This window comes from Agromyces cavernae (assembly GCF_021044935.1).
GTDB classification, from domain to species: domain Bacteria; phylum Actinomycetota; class Actinomycetes; order Actinomycetales; family Microbacteriaceae; genus Agromyces; species Agromyces cavernae.
Map to the genome: position 1 here is coordinate 973,233 of NZ_JAJNMP010000001.1, position 16,164 is coordinate 989,396.

Here is a 16,164-nt window from a genome sequence, read left to right on the forward strand (position 1 = left end):
CTGTACGGAATTATTCCGATCGCGAGCGTACACCATACGGAGAATGTATGCTAGCCCGCATGGCGACCGAATCCACCGGGCGGGGCGAGCCCGATCGCACGCTCAGGCTGCTGTGGCGCTCACACCTCGGCGAGCCCGTCGGCACGCGCGGGCCCAAGCAGCGGTCGAGTGTCGACGAGGTCGTCGACGCCGCGGTCCAGCTCGCCGACGATGAGGGCCTCGACGCGGTGTCGATGCGCCGCATCGCCGATCGCCTCGGACTGAAGCCCATGTCGGTCTACACCTACGTGCCCGGCAAGGCCGAGCTCATCGACCTCATGGTCGACCAGGTGTCCGGCGAGCTTCCGCTGCCGGTGCTCGACGGGTCGCTTCGCGACCGGCTGGCGGGCATCGCGCGCGTGCAGTGGAACGGATACCTGCGTCATCCGTGGCTGCTCTCGATCGATACGAGCCGTCCGCCGCTCGGACCGAACGTGTCCGATCACTGGGAGTGGTGCCTGCGAGCCGTCGACGGGCTCGGCCTCACCGATCTCGACATGGATCGCGTGATCACCCTGCTGCTCGGCTTCGTGTCGGGCCCGGCGCGCGACTACGTCGATGCCGAGCGGTTGCGGGTCTCGAGCCTGGAGTCCGACGTCGAATGGTGGGAGCGCAACGCGCCGCTGCTCGAGCAGATCATGGACCCCGAGCGGTATCCCGTGTCTGGGCGGGTCGGACAGGCGGCGGGCGAGGCCTACAACGCCCCGGCAGACCCCGCAGACGCGTTCGAATTCGGGCTCGCGCGCGTCATCGACGGCATCGTCGCGTACGTCGGGCCGGCCGACGGGCGCTGAGCTACTCGGCGGAGCGCTGAGCTACTCGGCGGGCGGCTTCATGAGCGCGCCGGCCGCGAGCCCCACGGCGGCGCCCGCCGCCAGCCACAGCCAGAACCCGGTCCACAGGCTCACCACGACGCCGATGATCAGGCCGACGACGATGCCGACGATGATCTGCTTGCGGCGGGCGTCGGGTGAGGGTGCGTCGGCGGCCATGCCCCCAGCCTAGGCCCGGGCGATCATGTGACGCGTGGGCGGTACTCGCGCACGTGCGCCACCTCGAACACGAGCGGATGCGCGGACGTGTCGCGAGGGGCATCCGTCGGCAACTCGTAGACATCGAGCATGAGCTGCACCGGATAGTCGATCGACTGCTCGACGACCTTCACGAGCCGCCCGTCGATGAAGAACCGAAGCCGATCGGGCAGCCACTCGACGGCGTAATCGTGGAACGCCGTCAGATCGCCCTCGACACGCACCTTCTCGAAGTCCATCACGAGCCGCGGGTCGCGCTGCGGCTTCACCCCGACCCCGACGAGACCGCCGGTCCCATCGATCTCACTCCCGAAGATCTCGAAGATGCAGATCTCGCCGCTGTTCACGCCCTGGTCCTCGAAGCCGATCGGCCACAGGGCGACCATCGCCGAGGGCTGGCGGATTCCTCGAACCCGCGCTTCGATCACGCCGAAGTGCGGCAGCCACAGCCGCTCCTCATCCTGCTCCTCGCGCACGACCAGTCCCGCTCGGAACCGATGCTGGCCCACCGGGCTGCGCATCGGTCCCGAGAACTGACCGGTCTGCAGGTGGGCCACGCGTACGTCGCCGTCGTACTCGGGCGACCACGGGGCGGTGTCCGCGTCGATGCGCAGCTTCAGCGTGCCGCCGGAGACCTCGGAACGGGCGCGAGTCGCCGCCCTCGAGCTCCAGTGCGGCGTGTAGTAGGGGAACCAACGCGTCTCCGCAAGGTCGAGCCCGTCGAACTGCTCGTCGACCGCGAGGTGGTACCCCGAGAGGTCGAGCGTGGCGCCATCTGTCATCGCGGCCGCCTGGCCCGGGATACCGCCGGCTCAGCGCCCGGCGAGCACATCGGCGCGAGCCGCGAGCCGTTCGTCGGCGCTGATCACGCCGCGGGCCGCGAGGTCGTCGAGCTCGGCGAGGCGCTGCTCGATCGACTTCGCGGGCGCGAGGATCTCGCTGTCGAGCGCTCGTGTCGCGAGCTCGGTCTGCAGGGTGAGCGGATCGTGGCCGGTCGACTTCGCCTTGCTGTAGTTGCGCACCATGGTCACGATCATGAGCACGAAGACGACGGCGATGAAGATCACGACGATGGCGAACATGACGTTGAACGCGCTGCTGGCTGCGCTGAACGGGTCGCTCATGGGTTGCTCCTGCCATGCTCCGTCGGATGAGGGTCGCCCCAGCCTACGGGCGAGCGGCTCCGCAGAGAAGAACGACCCGCACGGGCTCAGATGAGCCCGAGCGCGCGCACCGCCTCGCGCTCGTCTTCGAGCTCCGCGACGGATGCCGCGATGCGGCCGCGGGCGAAGGCGTCGACGTCGAGGCCCTGCACGATGCGCCACGACCCGTCGACGGACTCGACGGGGAACGACGAGATGAGGCCCTCGGGCACGCCGTACGACCCGTCGGAGACGATCGCCGCGCTCGTCCACCCGTCGGGTGTGCCGCCGACCCAGTCGCGCACGTGATCGATGGTCGCCGAGGCCGCCGACGCGACCGACGACGAACCCCTCACCTCGATGATCTCGGCGCCCCGCTTCGCCACGCGCGGGATGAACTCGTCGGTGAGCCACCGCGTCGCCGCGTCGACGCCGCCGAGGCGCGCCGCGAGCCGCTCGGGCACGGACTCGCCGGCCGCGGTCGCGTGCGCCACGTCGGGGAATTGGGTCGCCGAGTGATTGCCCCAGATCGTCAGGCCGCGGATGTCGCCGACCGAGGTGTCGACGGCGACGGCGAGCTGCCCGATGGCGCGGTTGTGATCGAGGCGCGTGAGGGCGGTGAACCGCTCGCGCGGGACATCCGGTGCATGCGCGGCGGCGATGAGCGCGTTCGTGTTCGCGGGATTGCCCACCGCGACGACCCGGATGTCGTCGGCCGCCCCCGCGTTGATCGCCGCGCCCTGCGGACCGAAGATGCCGCCGTTCGCGGTGAGCAGGTCGCCGCGCTCCATTCCCGGGCCGCGTGGGCGTGCGCCGACGAGCAGCGCGATGTTCGCACCGTCGAAGGCGGCGGTCGCATCGTCGGTGATCTCGACCTGCGCGAGCAGCGGAAACGCCGAATCCTGCAGCTCGAGGGCTGCGCCCTCGGCCGACTTCAGCCCCTGTGCGATCTCGAGCAGGTTGAGGCGGACCGGCGTCTCGGGGCCGAGCATGGCGCCCGACGCGATGCGGAACAGGAGGGCGTATCCGATCTGCCCGCCGGCTCCGGTGAGGGTGATCGTGACCGGTTCGGTGCTCATACCCGCGAGCCTACGCCGCACGGTGCGCGGTATGCCGCGGCGCGGCACCCCGCCGGCGCTTCCGTGGCTCGGTACCGTGAGCAGATGCGAGAGATGTATCCGGAGATCGAACCCCTGGAAACAGGCATGCTCGACGTGGGTGACGGACAGCACATCTACTGGGAGGTGTCCGGTAACCGCAACGGCAAGCCGGTGGTGTTCCTGCACGGCGGTCCCGGGGGCGGAACGACCCCTTCGCATCGCCGCCTGTTCGACCCCGAGCGCTACCGCATCGTGCTCTTCGACCAGCGCGGGTGCGGGTTCTCGATCCCGCACGCGAGCGAGCCGAACGCCGACCTGTCGGCGAACACCACCTGGCACCTCGTCGCCGACATGGAGCGGTTGCGGGGGCACCTCGGCATCGACCGCTGGCAGGTGTTCGGCGGCTCGTGGGGGAGTGCGCTGGCACTGGCGTACGCGCAGACGCATCCCGAGCGGGTGACCGAACTCGTGCTGCGCGGCATATTCACCTTGCGCCGCCAAGAGCTCGACTGGTTCTACGAGGGCGGCGCATCGGCGGTGTTCCCCGACCTGTGGGAGGAGTTCATCGCTCCCGTGGCGCCAGCCGACCGAGCGCACCTCATCGAGGCCTACGCGCGACTGCTGGCCGACCCCGACCCCGACGTGTACGAACCCGCCGCGATCGCCTGGTCGCGGTGGGAGTCGTCGACCATCACACTGCTGCCCCAGGCCGAGACGATCGCCCGGTTCACGGCGCCCGAGTACGCTGCGGCGTTCGCCCGCATCGAGAACCACTACTTCCGCCACGGGGGCTGGTGGGAGGAGGGGCAGCTGATCCGCGACGCCTCGCGCCTTCGCGACATCCCGGCCGTGATCGTGCAGGGCCGCTATGACATGTGCACGCCCGTGATGACGGCGTGGGACCTGCACCGAGCCTGGCCCGAGGCGGAGTTCACCATCGTCGACGATGCCGGACACGCATACGACGAGCCCGGCATCCTCGACGCCCTCATCACCGCGACCGACCGTTTCGCCGAGGGTTCGCAAGGCGATCCGCGTGACGATTCGCAAGGCGATTCGCAACCCGACTCGGAAGAGTCGGAGTAGTTTCACCTCATGACGTTCAATCCCGACGCGGACATCAGCCGGGGCAAGGCCTCGAAGCGCGGGCGCAACACGGGCATCGCCGTGGCGGGCGGCGGCATCGGCGTGATCGCGCTGTTCGTGCTCTCGCAATTGCTCGGTGTCAACCTCACGGGGTTGTTGGGCGGGGGCGAACAGCCCGCCCCGTCTGACTCGTCGCTCGAGCAGTGCGAGACCGGTGCCGACGCCAACGAGAACATCGAGTGCCGCATGCAGGGGGCCTCGGCCTCGCTCGAGGCCTACTGGTCGAATGAAGGTCCGGCGATCGGGCTCAGCGACTACGTCGGCCCGCAGGACCTGATCCTGTTCGATACGGCGACGACCACGGGGTGCGGTAACGCGTCGTCGGCGACCGGGCCGTTCTACTGCCCGCCCGACCAGATGATCTACATGGACGTGTCGTTCTTCGACGAGTTGCGCAGCCGCTTCGGGGCGACCGCCGGCCCGCTCGCGCAGATGTACGTCGTCGCACACGAGTGGGGCCATCACATCCAGAACATCGGCGGCATCCTCGAACGCTCGCAGGACGGGCAGACCGGCCCGACGTCGAATGCCGTGCGGGTCGAGTTGCAGGCCGACTGCTTCGCCGGGGCGTGGACGGCGAATGCCGCGACCGTGCCCGACGACAGCGGGGTGCCGTTCCTGCAGGAGCCCACCGAAGCCGAGATCCGCGACGCGCTCGATGCCGCGGCCGCCGTGGGCGACGACCGCATCCAGCAGGCCACGCAGGGGCAGGTGAGTCCGCACACGTTCACCCACGGCACGAGCGAACAGCGTCAGCGGTGGTTCGCGGTCGGCTACCAGCAGGGCGCCGGCGCCTGCGACACCTTCGGCGTCTCCGGGTCGCAGCTCTGACCGTGAGCACCTCGGCCGTCGCCGCACGCTTCTCGGGATTCCGCGTCATGATCGCCGCGGTCGGTCGTCTCTTCGGTGAGCGCGCATCGTGCGCGCCGGTAACCGGGAGAGCTCGATCCATGCGCCCACATCGCGACACCAGTGTTCCCCACCGCGAGTTCTTCCGCGCGGTCGTGATCGGTGAGACGGTCGCGCTCGCCTGTACCTGCCCGCGCGGCGAGGACCACTGGTTCGAACCCGGCGAGGAGAACCCGGGCGATCCGCGCATCGGCGCGCGACTGCGGGCGAAACTCGCCCTGGCCGACGACGGTGCGAACTCCTCGGATCGGCTCGGCTGACGAGCGGCGACCCGTGCCTCAGCGCGCGAGCGTCGCGACGATCGCCTGCCCCAGCTGCACCGGCTTCGTGAACTGCGGCCAATGCCCGGTGGGCAGGTCGACGTAGTCGACGTGCTTCACCTTGGCGAGCTCGCGCGTGAACGGCGAACCCGCGGCGATCCACTCGGTGAGCATCGCGCTCGGGAACTCGCACGCGATGACGGTGACGGGCACGTCGTACCGGCGCTCGTCGGTCAGCCGCATCGCATCGGTCGCGACGGCGGCGGGCTCGGGGATCGCGCGCGCCCGGAACTGGGCCCTCAGTTCGTCGTCGAGATCGACGAGGTCTTCGTCGCCGAAGGCCTCCCACACGGGAAGAGGCATGTCGGCACCCTTGATGGGAAGCTCGTCGTTGATGCTGTCGCCCTCGGCGAGCGGCCCGGCATCGACGTACACGACACGGGCGATGCGATCGGGCCGGGCGTCGGCGACGCCGTGCGCGATGGCCCCGCCCCCCGAGTGGCCGACGAGCACGACCTCGCCGTCGAGCGAGTCGACCACGGCCGCCACGGCGTCGATGTGCGTGCGCAGGCCGATGCCCGACCGGTCGGCGTCGACCGATTCGAGGCCGGGAAGCGTGAGCGCATGCACGGTGTGGCCCGCCTCTTCGAGGAGCGGCGTCACCTGCTGCCACGATGACGCGTCGAGCCAGAATCCGGGGATGAGAATGACGTCCATACCGCGAAGCTACCGGGCCCCACCGACATCCCGGACCGGCACTGCGGGCCGCTCCGGACGCGAATGCGAAGACGACGAAGGCGAAGACGACGAAGGCGAAGACGACGAGGGCGACGAAGGCGCCGGCTCGTCACGCCCGCCTCCCTTGCTGCCCGTCGCGAGCAGCACGATGCCCGCCGCGAGGACGACGAGTCCGGCGACCGCGCCGGCCGGCAGCGTCTCGCCGAGCACCGTCACGCCGAGCAGCCCCGCGGTCAGCGGCTCGGCGAGCGTCAGCGTCGACACCGTCGCGGGCGCGAGCCCCCTGAGGCCGAGCCCGAACAGCACGTACGCGAGCGCCGTGGCGACGAGGCCGAGCCAGAGCGCCATCGCGATGCCGGGCCCGGTCGCGAGCCACGAGGCATCCGTCATCGCGAGCACCGGCACGCTCGCGGCGCCGGCGGCGCCGAACAGCGCGCCCATGCTGCCGGTGGCGGTCCACCCGCGATCGAGCAGCGCCTTCGCCGCGAGCGTGTAGACCGCGTAGGAGGCGCCCGCGCCGACCGAGGCGAGCAGGCCGAGCGGGTCGGCCGTCGCGGCGCCGCCGACATCCGCTGTGCCCGACCCGGTCGACGCCGCGAGGATGGCGACGCCGGCAGTCGCGATCGCCGTCGCCGCGCCCCAGCGATGGCCGGGATAGCGTCGGTGCAGCGCCCAGTCGAGTGCTCCGGTGATGACCGGCGCCGACCCGAGCGCGACGACCGTGCCGACAGCGACGCCGTTCGCGGCGGTGCCGGCGAAGAACGCGGGCTGGTAGGCGAGCACCCCGGCCGCTCCGACCGCGATGATCGCCCAGGTGGGCAGCCGGTGCGCGGGGGCGCGAACGGCGATCGGATGTCCCGGGCCATCGCCGCGCGTCGATACGGCGGGTGTCCCGGCCGCGTCGCGCCGACGCGCGGCGAAGGTCATGGCGATGGCGACGAGCCCGAGCGCACCGCCGCCCACGACGAGCCGTGCCGCTCCGAGCGAGAGCGCGCCCGCGTCGGGGCCGAGCGCCTGCGCGGTGCCGGTGGTGCCGAAGCACACGGCGGCGAGCAGCACGGCGAGCACGAAACGCATGGCATATTGTTACACAATCTGTGGCGGTCGGCAGCAGGTAGGCTCGCGATGTCGCACGCGCGGCACGGCGACGAGGCCGCAGCCACGCGGCATCCGATCGCCCTGAATCCCCGCAGGGCCACCCGAACCGGAAGGATCCCCGTGCGCGCCGTGCACTTCAACGCCTTCGGTGAGCAGCCCGAACTCGCCGACGTCCCCGAGCCCGAGTGCCCGCCTCGCGGCGCGGTCATCAAGGTGCGCGCGACCGGACTCTGCCGCAGCGACTGGCACGCGTGGATGGGCCACGACGACACGGTGTCGCTGCCGCACGTGCCGGGGCACGAGTTCGCCGGCGAGATCGCGGTGCTCGGCTCAGAGGTCGGCCCCGAGTCGGGCTGGGCAGTCGGCGACCGCGTCACGGCTCCCTTCATCTGCGCGTGCGGGCGCTGCGACGAGTGCCGCTCGGGCAACGAGCAGGTCTGCGACCACCAGTCGCAGCCGGGCTTCACGCACTGGGGCTCGTTCGCCGAGTACGTCGCGATCGACGAGGCCGAGCTCAACCTCATCCGCCTGCCCGACGGGCTGGGCTTCGTCGAGGCCGCATCGCTCGGGTGCCGGTTCGCGACGGCGTACCGGGCCATCATGGCGCGCAGCCGCCTGGCGACCGGCGAGCAGATCGCGGTGCACGGATGCGGCGGGGTCGGGCTCTCCGTGATCATGATCGCCGTGGCGGCCGGGGTGAAGGTCTACGGCGTGGATGTCTCGGACGCGGCGCTCGCCGCGGCCGAGAAGCTCGGAGCCGTGCCCGTGCGCGGCGGTGAAGGTGCGGCCGAGCGCATCCTCGAGGCCTCCGGGGGCGGCGTCGATGTGTCGGTCGACGCGTTCGGCAGTAGCGAGACGTCGTTCGCGTCGGTGCGGAGCCTCAAGAAGCGCGGCCGCCACGTGCAGATCGGGCTGATGCTCGGCGACAACGCGCTCGCCGCGATGCCGATGGACGCCGTCATCGCCGGCGAACTCGAGATCCTCGGCAGCCATGGCATGGCCGCGCACGAATACCCGTCGATGCTCGGCGCGGTCGCGTCGGGCTACTTCAGGCCGATCGAGCTCGTCGGCCGGCGCATCACGCTCGACGAGGTGCCGACGGCGCTCGCGTCGATGGGCACGGCCGGCAGCGGCTCGGGCATGACCGTCGTCGAACTGTAGTCCGAGCCTCACCGCGCCGCCCATTCCGTCACGCGACGCTTCGGCATAGTCTGAGGTCGAGCGACGCTGGGAGGACATCGCATGGATCTTGGCATCGTCGCGATCATCGGCGTGGTCGTGCTGCTGCTCGCCTCCGTGGTCTGGCTGGGTGTGCGCGAGCGGCGGACCCGCGAACTGCCCGGCGATCACCATGCCGCATTCCAGGGCGAGCGCTCGCACAGCGAGGCGATGGCCGCAGCGTTCACGGCCGACGCGGTGCGCGATGGCGGCGGGGCCATCTGACGCGCAGCCGTCGAGTCGTGACTCGGGCTTCAGTGGCTCGGCGTGAGTACGGCCAGCACGGTTTCCGTGATCAGGGTGGGAGCCTGCGCTTCGGTGATGTCGCCGCGGTGCAGGGCGTCGGCGGCGCCGTGCACCGTGCTGTGCGCCACCTCGACGAGCCAGGCGATCGGCAGGTCGGAACGGAACGCGCCCGACGCCTGACCGCGTTCGATCAGGCCGCGCATGCGGGTCATGGGCTGCACATGCGCATCGTGGATGTCCTCGGGAGCCAGCGCCGCCTCGGCGGCAACGATGAGCGAGCCGTACCGGTGGGTCAGCCGCCACGTCGCTTCGAGGAGTCGTGCGAGCGCGTCACGCGGGTCGCCCTCGAGGTCGAGGCCGTTCAGCTCGGCGTCGGTGTCGTGGATCGCACGATCGACGACCTCGCGGATCAGGGCGGCGCGCGAGTCGAAGTGGCCATAGAGCGTGACCCGCCCGACTCCGGCGGCCTTGGCGATGTCGTTGACGCTGACGTTCGGGTCCCTGGCGAGCGACGCGGTGGCCGCCTCGATGATGGCGGCGATGTTCTTTCGGGCGTCGGCGCGCTTCGCGCCGGCGGCCCCCGTCGTACCCAGGGTCTGCATCGTCGTCCTCCGATCCTTGCGTTGAGACACTATCGCCGATTCCCCGTTCTCGGACACCTGTGTCAACGTTGCGGTTGTCGCGATGGCCCCGTTCCGGGGGTGCATTCGCGCCATCTCGAGACGGATGCAGGCCTGATTCTGGCGCGAAGGCACCCCCGGAGCGGAAGAGCGTGATTCCCGACGGGCGAGCGGCGCGCCACAATGGTCGGATGGACCCCGTCGCAGCGCTCGAGGAGATCGCCTTCCTGCTCGAACGCGACCGGGCGTCGGCCTTCAAGTCGAAGGCGTTCCGGCGGGCCGCCGAAGCCGTGCGGGGGCTCGACGCCGACGAGATCGCCGCCCGCGTGCGCGACGGACGACTCAAGCGCACGGCCGGCATCGGCGACTCCACGTTCACGGTGATCGCGCAGGCCGTCGACGGTGCGGTGCCCGACCGACTCGCCGATCTGCGCACGGCGGCCGGCCTCTCACCGACGGGCGTCGTCGAGGGTCTGCGGGCCGAGCTGCGCGGCGACCTGCACAGCCACACCGACTGGAGCGACGGCACGACGAGCCTCGAGGTGATGGCCCGCGCGGCCGCCGCACTCGGCCTCGAGTACCTCGCGATCACCGACCACTCGCCGAGCCTGCGCGTCGCCAACGGGCTGAGCGCCGAGCGCCTCGCCGAGCAGTTGCAGCTGCTCGCCGACGTGCAGGCACGCGTCCGCGACATCCGCCTGCTCGCCGGAATCGAGGTCGACATCCTGCTCGACGGAAGCCTCGACCAGACACCAGAGATGTTCGACCGGCTCGATGTGGTCGTCGCGAGCGTGCACTCGAAACTGCGCATGGAGCGCGCTGAGATGACCGAGCGGATGCTCCGTGCGATCGCCGACCCGTACATGAACGTGCTCGGGCACTGCACGGGGCGACTCGTCGAGGGCTCTCGCGGCACCCGGCCGCAGTCGACCTTCGACGCCGAGGCGGTGTTCGCGGCGTGCGCCGAGCATGACGTCGCGGTCGAGATCAACTCGCGGCCCGAGCGCCAGGACCCACCCGACGAGCTCATCCAGGTCGCGCTCGAGGCGGGGTGCCTCTTCTCGATCGACAGCGACTCGCACGCGCCCGGGCACCTGACGTTCCTCGAACTCGGCGCCGCACGCGCGGCAGCCAACGGGGTGCCGGCCGAGCGCATCATCACCACGTGGCCGGCCGACCGGTTGATCGAGTGGGCCGCTGCCGGTCGCTGAGCGTCGACACCCTGGGCCCGACTGCGGTGCGCCAACGCCCGACATGACGAACGAGCGGCGCGATTCGTTGGGTTGTCGGTCGCCCTGGTCGCGCGCGAGGATCGAGTCATGGGACGACGGATGCCTGGTCGCTTGCTGCTCGTGACGCCCGCAGTGGTCGCTGCCGCCGTGCTCGCGGGGTGCGCCACCGCCGCGCCGTCGCCCGGCGCCGCCCCGAGCCCGTCGGCGCCGTCGAGCAGTGATGCCGACGCCACGCTCCTGTGCGGGGACTCACCGGTTTCGGTGGACGCGCTCGAGCAGGCGAGACCCGCCACCGAGTTGCCGCCCGACGTCGTGGCGGTTCTCGAAGGACCCTCGGTGCCCATCGAGGGGCCGCTTTCGGCTTGGCTGATCGAAACCGAGAGTGCGGAACACGTCGCGATCATGCGCAAGGTCGATCCACCTCAGGATCTCGGTGGAGGCGACATTCGCGACTACCAGCTCGTCGCGATCTCGACCGGCACCGAGCACGCGATGCCGCTCACGCCGCCGTGGGGCCTCGAGGCGGCGGGGGATTGCGCCCTCACGATCAGTCTCGGAGACCTCATCCAAGCCGACGTCGTGCTCGACCCGGACGCACGGCCCGAACCTGACGACGATGCGGTCGCGCTCCTCGTCACCGAACGTGCGTGCAACTCCGGCGAGCCGGCGACTGGTCGTGTCGAACTCGTCGAGCTCGTCGAGACCGAGACGACGGTCGAGGTCGTGATCGGGGTCCGACCGAACCGACCCGACGACGGTGGCCCCGCGGTCTTCACGTGCCCGGGGAATCCGCCCACCCCGTTCACCGTCGACCTCGAGCAGCCGCTCGGCGACCGGGCGATCCTGAATGCCGCCGTCGTTCCCGCCCGCGAGATCACCGCCCCGACGGGGTGGTGATCGCCCGCGGCTGATCAGCCGGCAGTTGTGCCGTCGATTGCACTCATGACCGCGTCGACATCGTTCTCCAACGCGGGCAACCCGGCTTCCGAGAGCCGCTGCCGCACCATCGTGCGTACGTCGTCGACGTTGCCGATGGCCACGTCGCCGCGCACCTGCTGGATCACCCCTTCGAGTCTCTGGTCGTCGGTGGCATCGTCGTGGCCGTCTTCGATCGGTGCATCCTGCGTGTCCATGCGATCACGGTCGCACGACGCGGGGGCCGCCGCCTCCCCTTGACAGGACGCGCACGCGGTGCATTGCTCAGCATCGACAGCTCGCCGGGGAGCGCGGTTCGCGCGCAGGAGGAGTATCTTCCGGGAGTAGGAGGTATCAGGCAACACACAGCGAAAGGGAAGGAACCATGAGTGCCACACGCGATACGACTGGTCGCACCCGCTACGCCGAGACCGTTATCCAGAAGATCGCCCTGATTCTCGGCATCGTCTTCCTCGTCGTGGGGATCGCCGGATTCATCCCGGGTCTCACGACCGACGTCGATGCGATCGTCTTCTCGGGCCACGAGTCGGGCGCGCTGCTGCTGGGGGTCTTCCAAGTGTCGATCCTGCACAACATCGTGCACCTGCTCTACGGCGTCGCGGGCGTCGCCCTCGCCGCCGGCGCCGCCGCCTCCCGCAACTACCTCATCTGGGGCGGTGCTGTCTACCTGTTGATCTGGCTCTACGGCCTGTTCGTGGCCGGCGGTGAACACCCGGCGAACTTCGTGCCGATGAACCAGGCCGACAACTGGCTGCACCTCGGGCTCGGCGTAGGCATGATCCTGCTGGGCATTTTCGTCGGGCGCGAGCGGGGAGTGCGGGCCGCCGAGGCCTGACGGGCCGGTTTTCCGGGCCGCTTCAGCTTTCAGGAAGGCTTCAGGTCACCCGAGGACGATTGGCCCCGACGGAGGGGGGTCTGTCGATGCGCTCGCTGCTCGCTGCCACCGACGTTCACCCTGCCGAGGCATCGGCGAGCGACGCCGAAGGCGCGGTAACCCCGATTCGATCGCGCAACCGAACGCTCGAATGGAGTGCGCGGTTCGCCGCACCGCTCCTCGGGGCGGCTGCGGCCGTGCTGGTGTTCGCAGGAGCGGGAACCCCGTCGTACTGGGGCGACGAGGCCGCGAGCGTCGTCTCTGCCGGCCGTCCGTTGCCGAGCCTGTTCGCGATGCTCGCGCACGTCGATGCGGTACACGGGCTCTACTACGTCTTCCTGCACGGATGGACCGGACTCGTCGGCACGTCGGAGGCGCTCGTGCGGTTGCCGAGTGCCGTCGCCATCGGGTTCGCCGTCGCCGGGACGGTCGTGCTCGGCAGTCGACTCGGCGCACGATCGACGGGGATCCTCGCAGGCGTGGTGCTCGCGGTGCTCCCGGTCGCCACGCGCATGGGGATCGAGGCACGCTCGTACCCGTTCGCGATGGCGGCAGCGGTCTGGCTCACCGTGTGGTTCGTCGCGCTCGTGCGGCGCCATGAGCAGCGATGGCTCGTGTGGGCGGCGTACGCGGCGGCGTTCGCCGCGGCCCTCTACCTCTACCTCTACCTCGCGCTGCTCGGGTTCGTGCAGCTCGCGGTCGTCATGATGTTGCGCGGCACGCGGTCGACGGTGCTGCGGTGGCTCGCGGCATCCGTGCTTGCAGCAGTGCTCGCCGGGCCGATCATCCTCGCCGGCACGTCGCAGAGCGCACAGGTCTCGTTCCTCGCCCGGCGCGACTATGCGAGCGCCGAATCGGTGATGGTGGGCCAGTGGTTCGGCAGCGCCGAGTGGTTCGCTGCCGCGGGGTGGTTGCTCGTGCTCGCCGCGGTCGCCACGGTCGCGTTCGTTCCCGCGATGCGGGGATCACGGCCCATCGTCGTCATCGCCTCGGTATGGATCGCCGTGCCGACGGCAGCGCTGTTCGCGGTCGACGCGTGGGTCGCACCGACCTACAACCCGCGTTACCTGTCGTTCTGCGCGCCGGCGCTCGCCGTGCTGCTCGCGGTCGGGCTGCGCGGGCTCGGCGTCGTCGTCGCCGAACTGAGTCGGCGCGAGGGCGCTCGCCGCATCGTGCCGCTCGTCGGTCTCGTGGTCATCGCGGCCGTCGCGGTGCCCGGGTATCTCGCCCAGCGCGGCCCCTATGGCAAGGGCGGCGCCGACTTCCGCCAAGCCGCCGACGTGATCGCGGCCACTGCTTCGGCGGGTGATGCGATCGTCTTCGACGAGTCGGTTCGGCCGTCGAGAAAGCCCCGGCTCGCGTTGAACCTGTACCCTGACCGGTTCGCCGGGCTCGATGATGTCGCCCTGCGGGCACCGTTGGCCACGACGACCGGGCTGTGGGACTCGGTCACGCCTCTCGACGAGGTCGACGACGTGCGTGAGCACGCCCGCGTCTGGGCCGTAATGGAGGGCCGGCACGGGCCCGAACTCGAAACGCTCCGATCGATCGGCTTCTCGGTCGAGCGCGCCATCCCGGTGAACCGCGTCGTGATCTACGAGATGGTCAAGCCGTGACCGCGCCGTCGGGGCGGCTCAGCAGGCAGGCAGCGACGTTCGTCGCGGTCGGCGGAGCTGGATGGCTTCTCGACGTCGCCGTGTTCAACCTGCTCACGGCCACCGTGCTCTCCTCGAACGTCGACGGCGGCCCGATCGTGGCCAAGGCGATCTCGACGACGCTCGCGATCATCGCGAACTGGATCGGGAACCGCACGTTCACGTTCCGCGAGACGCGTCGCACCGACGTCGTGCGCGAGGCCGTCGAGTTCGCGCTCGTGAGCCTGGCGGGCGGTGCGATCGCGATCGGATGCCTCGCGGTGTCGCACTACGTGCTCGGCTTCACGTCGCGATTGGCCGACAACATCGCGGCGAACGTCGTCGGTCTCGCGTTGGGTGCGGCCTTCCGCTTCGTCATCTACCGCACGTGGGTGTTCAGCCCGCGGCGCGCGTCAGCGGAGCCGGTGCGGTCGATGGTCGATCCGGCGCCGTGACGACGGCCTCCTGCAAGGGGATTAGGCGGAGGTCGGTCCCTGCCCGATGCTCAACCACGCGTCTCCGTCTCCGTCTGCGCCGCCGGAACGCCCAGGCGCGGATGCGGAGTCCGCATCCTTCATCGCCTGCAACTGGCGGTCCACCTCTGCTTGCGCGCTCAGCGCCGCGAGCTGTCGCTCGATGTCGGCGTCGGGCGCGGCGGTGAGGTCCTTCAACGCACCGCTCGCGAGCATCTCGTCGGTCGCGGCGGCGCGAGCCTGCATCTGGGCCACCCGGTCGCGTGCGCGTTCGAGGCTCGTGCCGACGTCGCTGATCGTCGCGCCGATGCCCGCGACGGCCTCGTTCGCCCGCACCTGCGCTTCGGAAGCCGTGTAGGTCGCCTTGATCGTCTCCTTCTCGACGCGGAACGCCGCGACCTGCTCGGAGAGCTGGCGCTCCCGTGCCTCCAACTGCTCGGTCTGCTTCTGCAACGACGCGAACTGCTGCTGCAGGTTCGCCACCTGGCGCTCGATCAACGAGCGGCGCTCCAACGCGGCGCGGGCGAGGTCTTCGCGGCCCTGACTCAGCGCTTCGCGGGCCTGACCGGCCAGCCGCTGGTAGCGGGCGCCCATCTCCTGGCCCTGCAGGTCGATGCGCTTCTTCGCCGTCGCGACCTCGGCCAGCGCCTGACGCACCTGTTGCAGCAACTTCACCTGCTGGTCGTAGCTGTCATCGAGTGTTTCGCGCGGGTCCTCCATCTTGTCGAGGGCCTTGGAGGTCTTGCTTCGGAAGATCGTTCGCATCCGCGACGTGTTGTTGCTCATGAGCGGGTCTCCTTGTCTCGTGCGGTTGAAGCGGTCGGTCGGCTGGTGCCGGTCGACCCGATCCCGGTGGGGCTGGTGCCGGTCGGCCGGCTGATGCCGGTCGGTGCAGCGGGTCCATCACGTCCATTCAGGGTGCGCAACTCCTCGACGCCCGCGTGCAGTGCGACGACCTCCCTGTCGATATCGGAGCGCAGTTCGGTGAGCATGTCGTCGGTGACGCCTTCGAGCCCCGAAGCGACCGCCGAACGGAGCCGGCGAACCAAGCCGGCGACCTGTTCGACGCGATGGCCGGCGGCCGCGAGCTCCGCCGTGAGTACGCCCCTATCGATCTCGCTCTCCATCAGCCGCAGCTGCAATTCGAGGGCGGCACCCTCGTGCTCGATGCGTCGGAAGAGCTTCGGCAGGTCGCCGCGTGGTCCATCGCCGCGGGCGGCGAGGTCGGCCGCCGCCCGTCCGCTGGCGAGGACCTCGTCGAGCCGGATTCGCAGCCTGAGCACCTGCCTGCGCGGCCCCGAGCTGAACTGGGCGCGAGTTCGCAGGGCCGCGGTGGTGAGTGCGCGGTTGCGGCGGGCTCTTCTGACCAGCGCTCGGATGATGAGGACGACCGTCGTGACGGAGACGGCGACCATGGCCAGGAGTGAGACGAGCACCCAGATGAGGACGTCCACGACGACCACCTCTC

Annotated in this window: 21 protein-coding genes; 11 read left to right on the forward strand and 10 right to left on the reverse strand. The window is 70.4% G+C overall.

Annotation, left to right across the window (positions count from 1 at the left end):
* Nucleotides 1-59: 59 nt before the first annotated feature.
* Nucleotides 60-833 carry a TetR/AcrR family transcriptional regulator gene (locus LQ757_RS04450; RefSeq protein ID WP_231045982.1) on the forward strand — a complete coding sequence of 258 codons (774 nt, stop codon included), beginning with the start codon at nucleotides 60-62 and terminating at the stop codon, nucleotides 831-833.
* 21 nt (nucleotides 834-854) lie between these two features.
* Here the strand turns inward: LQ757_RS04450 and LQ757_RS04455 are convergent, their stop codons facing one another.
* The 4 genes from LQ757_RS04455 to LQ757_RS04470 form a co-directional block, all read right to left on the reverse strand.
* Nucleotides 855-1,031 (reverse strand): HPP family protein, encoded by a 177-nt coding sequence (locus tag LQ757_RS04455; protein ID WP_231045983.1) that lies wholly within the window; start codon nucleotides 1,029-1,031, stop codon nucleotides 855-857.
* Nucleotides 1,032-1,054: 23 nt separating this feature from the next.
* Complete coding sequence (locus LQ757_RS04460; protein ID WP_231045984.1) at nucleotides 1,055-1,852, reverse strand: glycoside hydrolase family 16 protein; 798 nt, start codon at nucleotides 1,850-1,852, stop codon at nucleotides 1,055-1,057.
* Nucleotides 1,853-1,882: 30 nt separating this feature from the next.
* A complete protein-coding gene (locus LQ757_RS04465; protein ID WP_231045985.1) occupies nucleotides 1,883-2,194 on the reverse strand; it encodes an SHOCT domain-containing protein in 312 nt (103 codons plus the stop codon).
* A gap of 86 nt (nucleotides 2,195-2,280) precedes the next feature.
* The gene (locus LQ757_RS04470) at nucleotides 2,281-3,291 is read right to left on the reverse strand and encodes a malate dehydrogenase (protein WP_231045986.1); all 1,011 of its coding nucleotides are present in this window, start codon (nucleotides 3,289-3,291) and stop codon (nucleotides 2,281-2,283) included.
* Between the two features lie 84 nt (nucleotides 3,292-3,375).
* On the opposite strand from LQ757_RS04470, the gene pip reads away from it, so the two are divergent.
* The 3 genes from pip to LQ757_RS04485 are packed head-to-tail and all read left to right on the forward strand — an operon-like array spanning nucleotide 3,376 to nucleotide 5,627.
* Nucleotides 3,376-4,398: a prolyl aminopeptidase gene (pip, locus tag LQ757_RS04475; RefSeq protein ID WP_231045987.1), complete on the forward strand. Its 1,023-nt coding sequence runs from the start codon at nucleotides 3,376-3,378 to the stop codon at nucleotides 4,396-4,398.
* 9 nt (nucleotides 4,399-4,407) lie between these two features.
* On the forward strand, nucleotides 4,408-5,289 hold the full coding sequence (ypfJ, locus tag LQ757_RS04480) for a KPN_02809 family neutral zinc metallopeptidase (RefSeq protein ID WP_231045988.1): 882 nt from the start codon (nucleotides 4,408-4,410) through the stop codon (nucleotides 5,287-5,289).
* A gap of 47 nt (nucleotides 5,290-5,336) precedes the next feature.
* Nucleotides 5,337-5,627, forward strand: coding sequence for a hypothetical protein (locus LQ757_RS04485; RefSeq protein WP_231045989.1), 291 nt, complete (start codon nucleotides 5,337-5,339; stop codon nucleotides 5,625-5,627).
* 18 nt (nucleotides 5,628-5,645) lie between these two features.
* Here the strand turns inward: LQ757_RS04485 and LQ757_RS04490 are convergent, their stop codons facing one another.
* Together LQ757_RS04490 and LQ757_RS04495 are read right to left on the reverse strand one after the other, a co-directional pair.
* Nucleotides 5,646-6,344 (reverse strand): alpha/beta fold hydrolase, encoded by a 699-nt coding sequence (locus LQ757_RS04490; RefSeq protein ID WP_231045990.1) that lies wholly within the window; start codon nucleotides 6,342-6,344, stop codon nucleotides 5,646-5,648.
* A 9-nt stretch (nucleotides 6,345-6,353) separates the two neighbouring features.
* A complete protein-coding gene (locus tag LQ757_RS04495; protein ID WP_231045991.1) occupies nucleotides 6,354-7,442 on the reverse strand; it encodes an EamA family transporter in 1,089 nt (362 codons plus the stop codon).
* A 48-nt stretch (nucleotides 7,443-7,490) separates the two neighbouring features.
* Here LQ757_RS04495 and LQ757_RS04500 point away from each other — a divergent pair, with 48 nt between their 5' ends.
* Together LQ757_RS04500 and LQ757_RS04505 are read left to right on the forward strand one after the other, a co-directional pair.
* Nucleotides 7,491-8,624, forward strand: a complete 1,134-nt coding sequence (locus LQ757_RS04500) for a zinc-dependent alcohol dehydrogenase family protein (RefSeq protein WP_255681009.1) — start codon at nucleotides 7,491-7,493, stop codon at nucleotides 8,622-8,624.
* An 81-nt stretch (nucleotides 8,625-8,705) separates the two neighbouring features.
* Nucleotides 8,706-8,906 carry a hypothetical protein gene (locus LQ757_RS04505; RefSeq protein WP_231045992.1) on the forward strand — a complete coding sequence of 67 codons (201 nt, stop codon included), beginning with the start codon at nucleotides 8,706-8,708 and terminating at the stop codon, nucleotides 8,904-8,906.
* Between the two features lie 29 nt (nucleotides 8,907-8,935).
* Here the strand turns inward: LQ757_RS04505 and LQ757_RS04510 are convergent, their stop codons facing one another.
* Complete coding sequence (locus tag LQ757_RS04510; protein WP_231045993.1) at nucleotides 8,936-9,529, reverse strand: TetR/AcrR family transcriptional regulator; 594 nt, start codon at nucleotides 9,527-9,529, stop codon at nucleotides 8,936-8,938.
* A 209-nt stretch (nucleotides 9,530-9,738) separates the two neighbouring features.
* Between LQ757_RS04510 and LQ757_RS04515 the strand changes: the two genes are divergently transcribed.
* Both LQ757_RS04515 and LQ757_RS04520 read left to right on the forward strand, forming a co-directional pair.
* Nucleotides 9,739-10,758: a PHP domain-containing protein gene (locus tag LQ757_RS04515; RefSeq protein ID WP_231045994.1), complete on the forward strand. Its 1,020-nt coding sequence runs from the start codon at nucleotides 9,739-9,741 to the stop codon at nucleotides 10,756-10,758.
* A 108-nt stretch (nucleotides 10,759-10,866) separates the two neighbouring features.
* Nucleotides 10,867-11,676 carry a hypothetical protein gene (locus tag LQ757_RS04520; RefSeq protein ID WP_231045995.1) on the forward strand — a complete coding sequence of 270 codons (810 nt, stop codon included), beginning with the start codon at nucleotides 10,867-10,869 and terminating at the stop codon, nucleotides 11,674-11,676.
* 14 nt (nucleotides 11,677-11,690) lie between these two features.
* Here the strand turns inward: LQ757_RS04520 and LQ757_RS04525 are convergent, their stop codons facing one another.
* The gene (locus LQ757_RS04525) at nucleotides 11,691-11,912 is read right to left on the reverse strand and encodes a hypothetical protein (RefSeq protein WP_231045996.1); all 222 of its coding nucleotides are present in this window, start codon (nucleotides 11,910-11,912) and stop codon (nucleotides 11,691-11,693) included.
* Nucleotides 11,913-12,079: 167 nt separating this feature from the next.
* On the opposite strand from LQ757_RS04525, the gene LQ757_RS04530 reads away from it, so the two are divergent.
* From LQ757_RS04530 to LQ757_RS04540, 3 genes are all read left to right on the forward strand, one after another.
* Nucleotides 12,080-12,550: a DUF4383 domain-containing protein gene (locus tag LQ757_RS04530; RefSeq protein ID WP_231045997.1), complete on the forward strand. Its 471-nt coding sequence runs from the start codon at nucleotides 12,080-12,082 to the stop codon at nucleotides 12,548-12,550.
* A gap of 86 nt (nucleotides 12,551-12,636) precedes the next feature.
* Complete coding sequence (locus LQ757_RS04535; protein ID WP_231045998.1) at nucleotides 12,637-14,205, forward strand: glycosyltransferase family 39 protein; 1,569 nt, start codon at nucleotides 12,637-12,639, stop codon at nucleotides 14,203-14,205.
* Nucleotides 14,202-14,678, forward strand: coding sequence for a GtrA family protein (locus LQ757_RS04540; RefSeq protein ID WP_231045999.1), 477 nt, complete (start codon nucleotides 14,202-14,204; stop codon nucleotides 14,676-14,678). Before LQ757_RS04535 ends, LQ757_RS04540 begins: the two co-directional genes overlap by 4 nt.
* Nucleotides 14,679-14,699: 21 nt before the next feature.
* On the opposite strand, the gene LQ757_RS04545 is transcribed toward LQ757_RS04540, so the two are convergent.
* Nucleotides 14,700-15,482 (reverse strand): PspA/IM30 family protein, encoded by a 783-nt coding sequence (locus LQ757_RS04545; RefSeq protein WP_231046000.1) that lies wholly within the window; start codon nucleotides 15,480-15,482, stop codon nucleotides 14,700-14,702.
* Entirely contained in the window at nucleotides 15,479-16,150 is a 672-nt protein-coding gene (locus LQ757_RS04550) for a hypothetical protein (protein WP_231046001.1), read from the reverse strand. The genes LQ757_RS04545 and LQ757_RS04550 overlap by 4 nt, the downstream gene beginning before the upstream one ends.
* Nucleotides 16,151-16,164 lie beyond the last annotated feature (14 nt).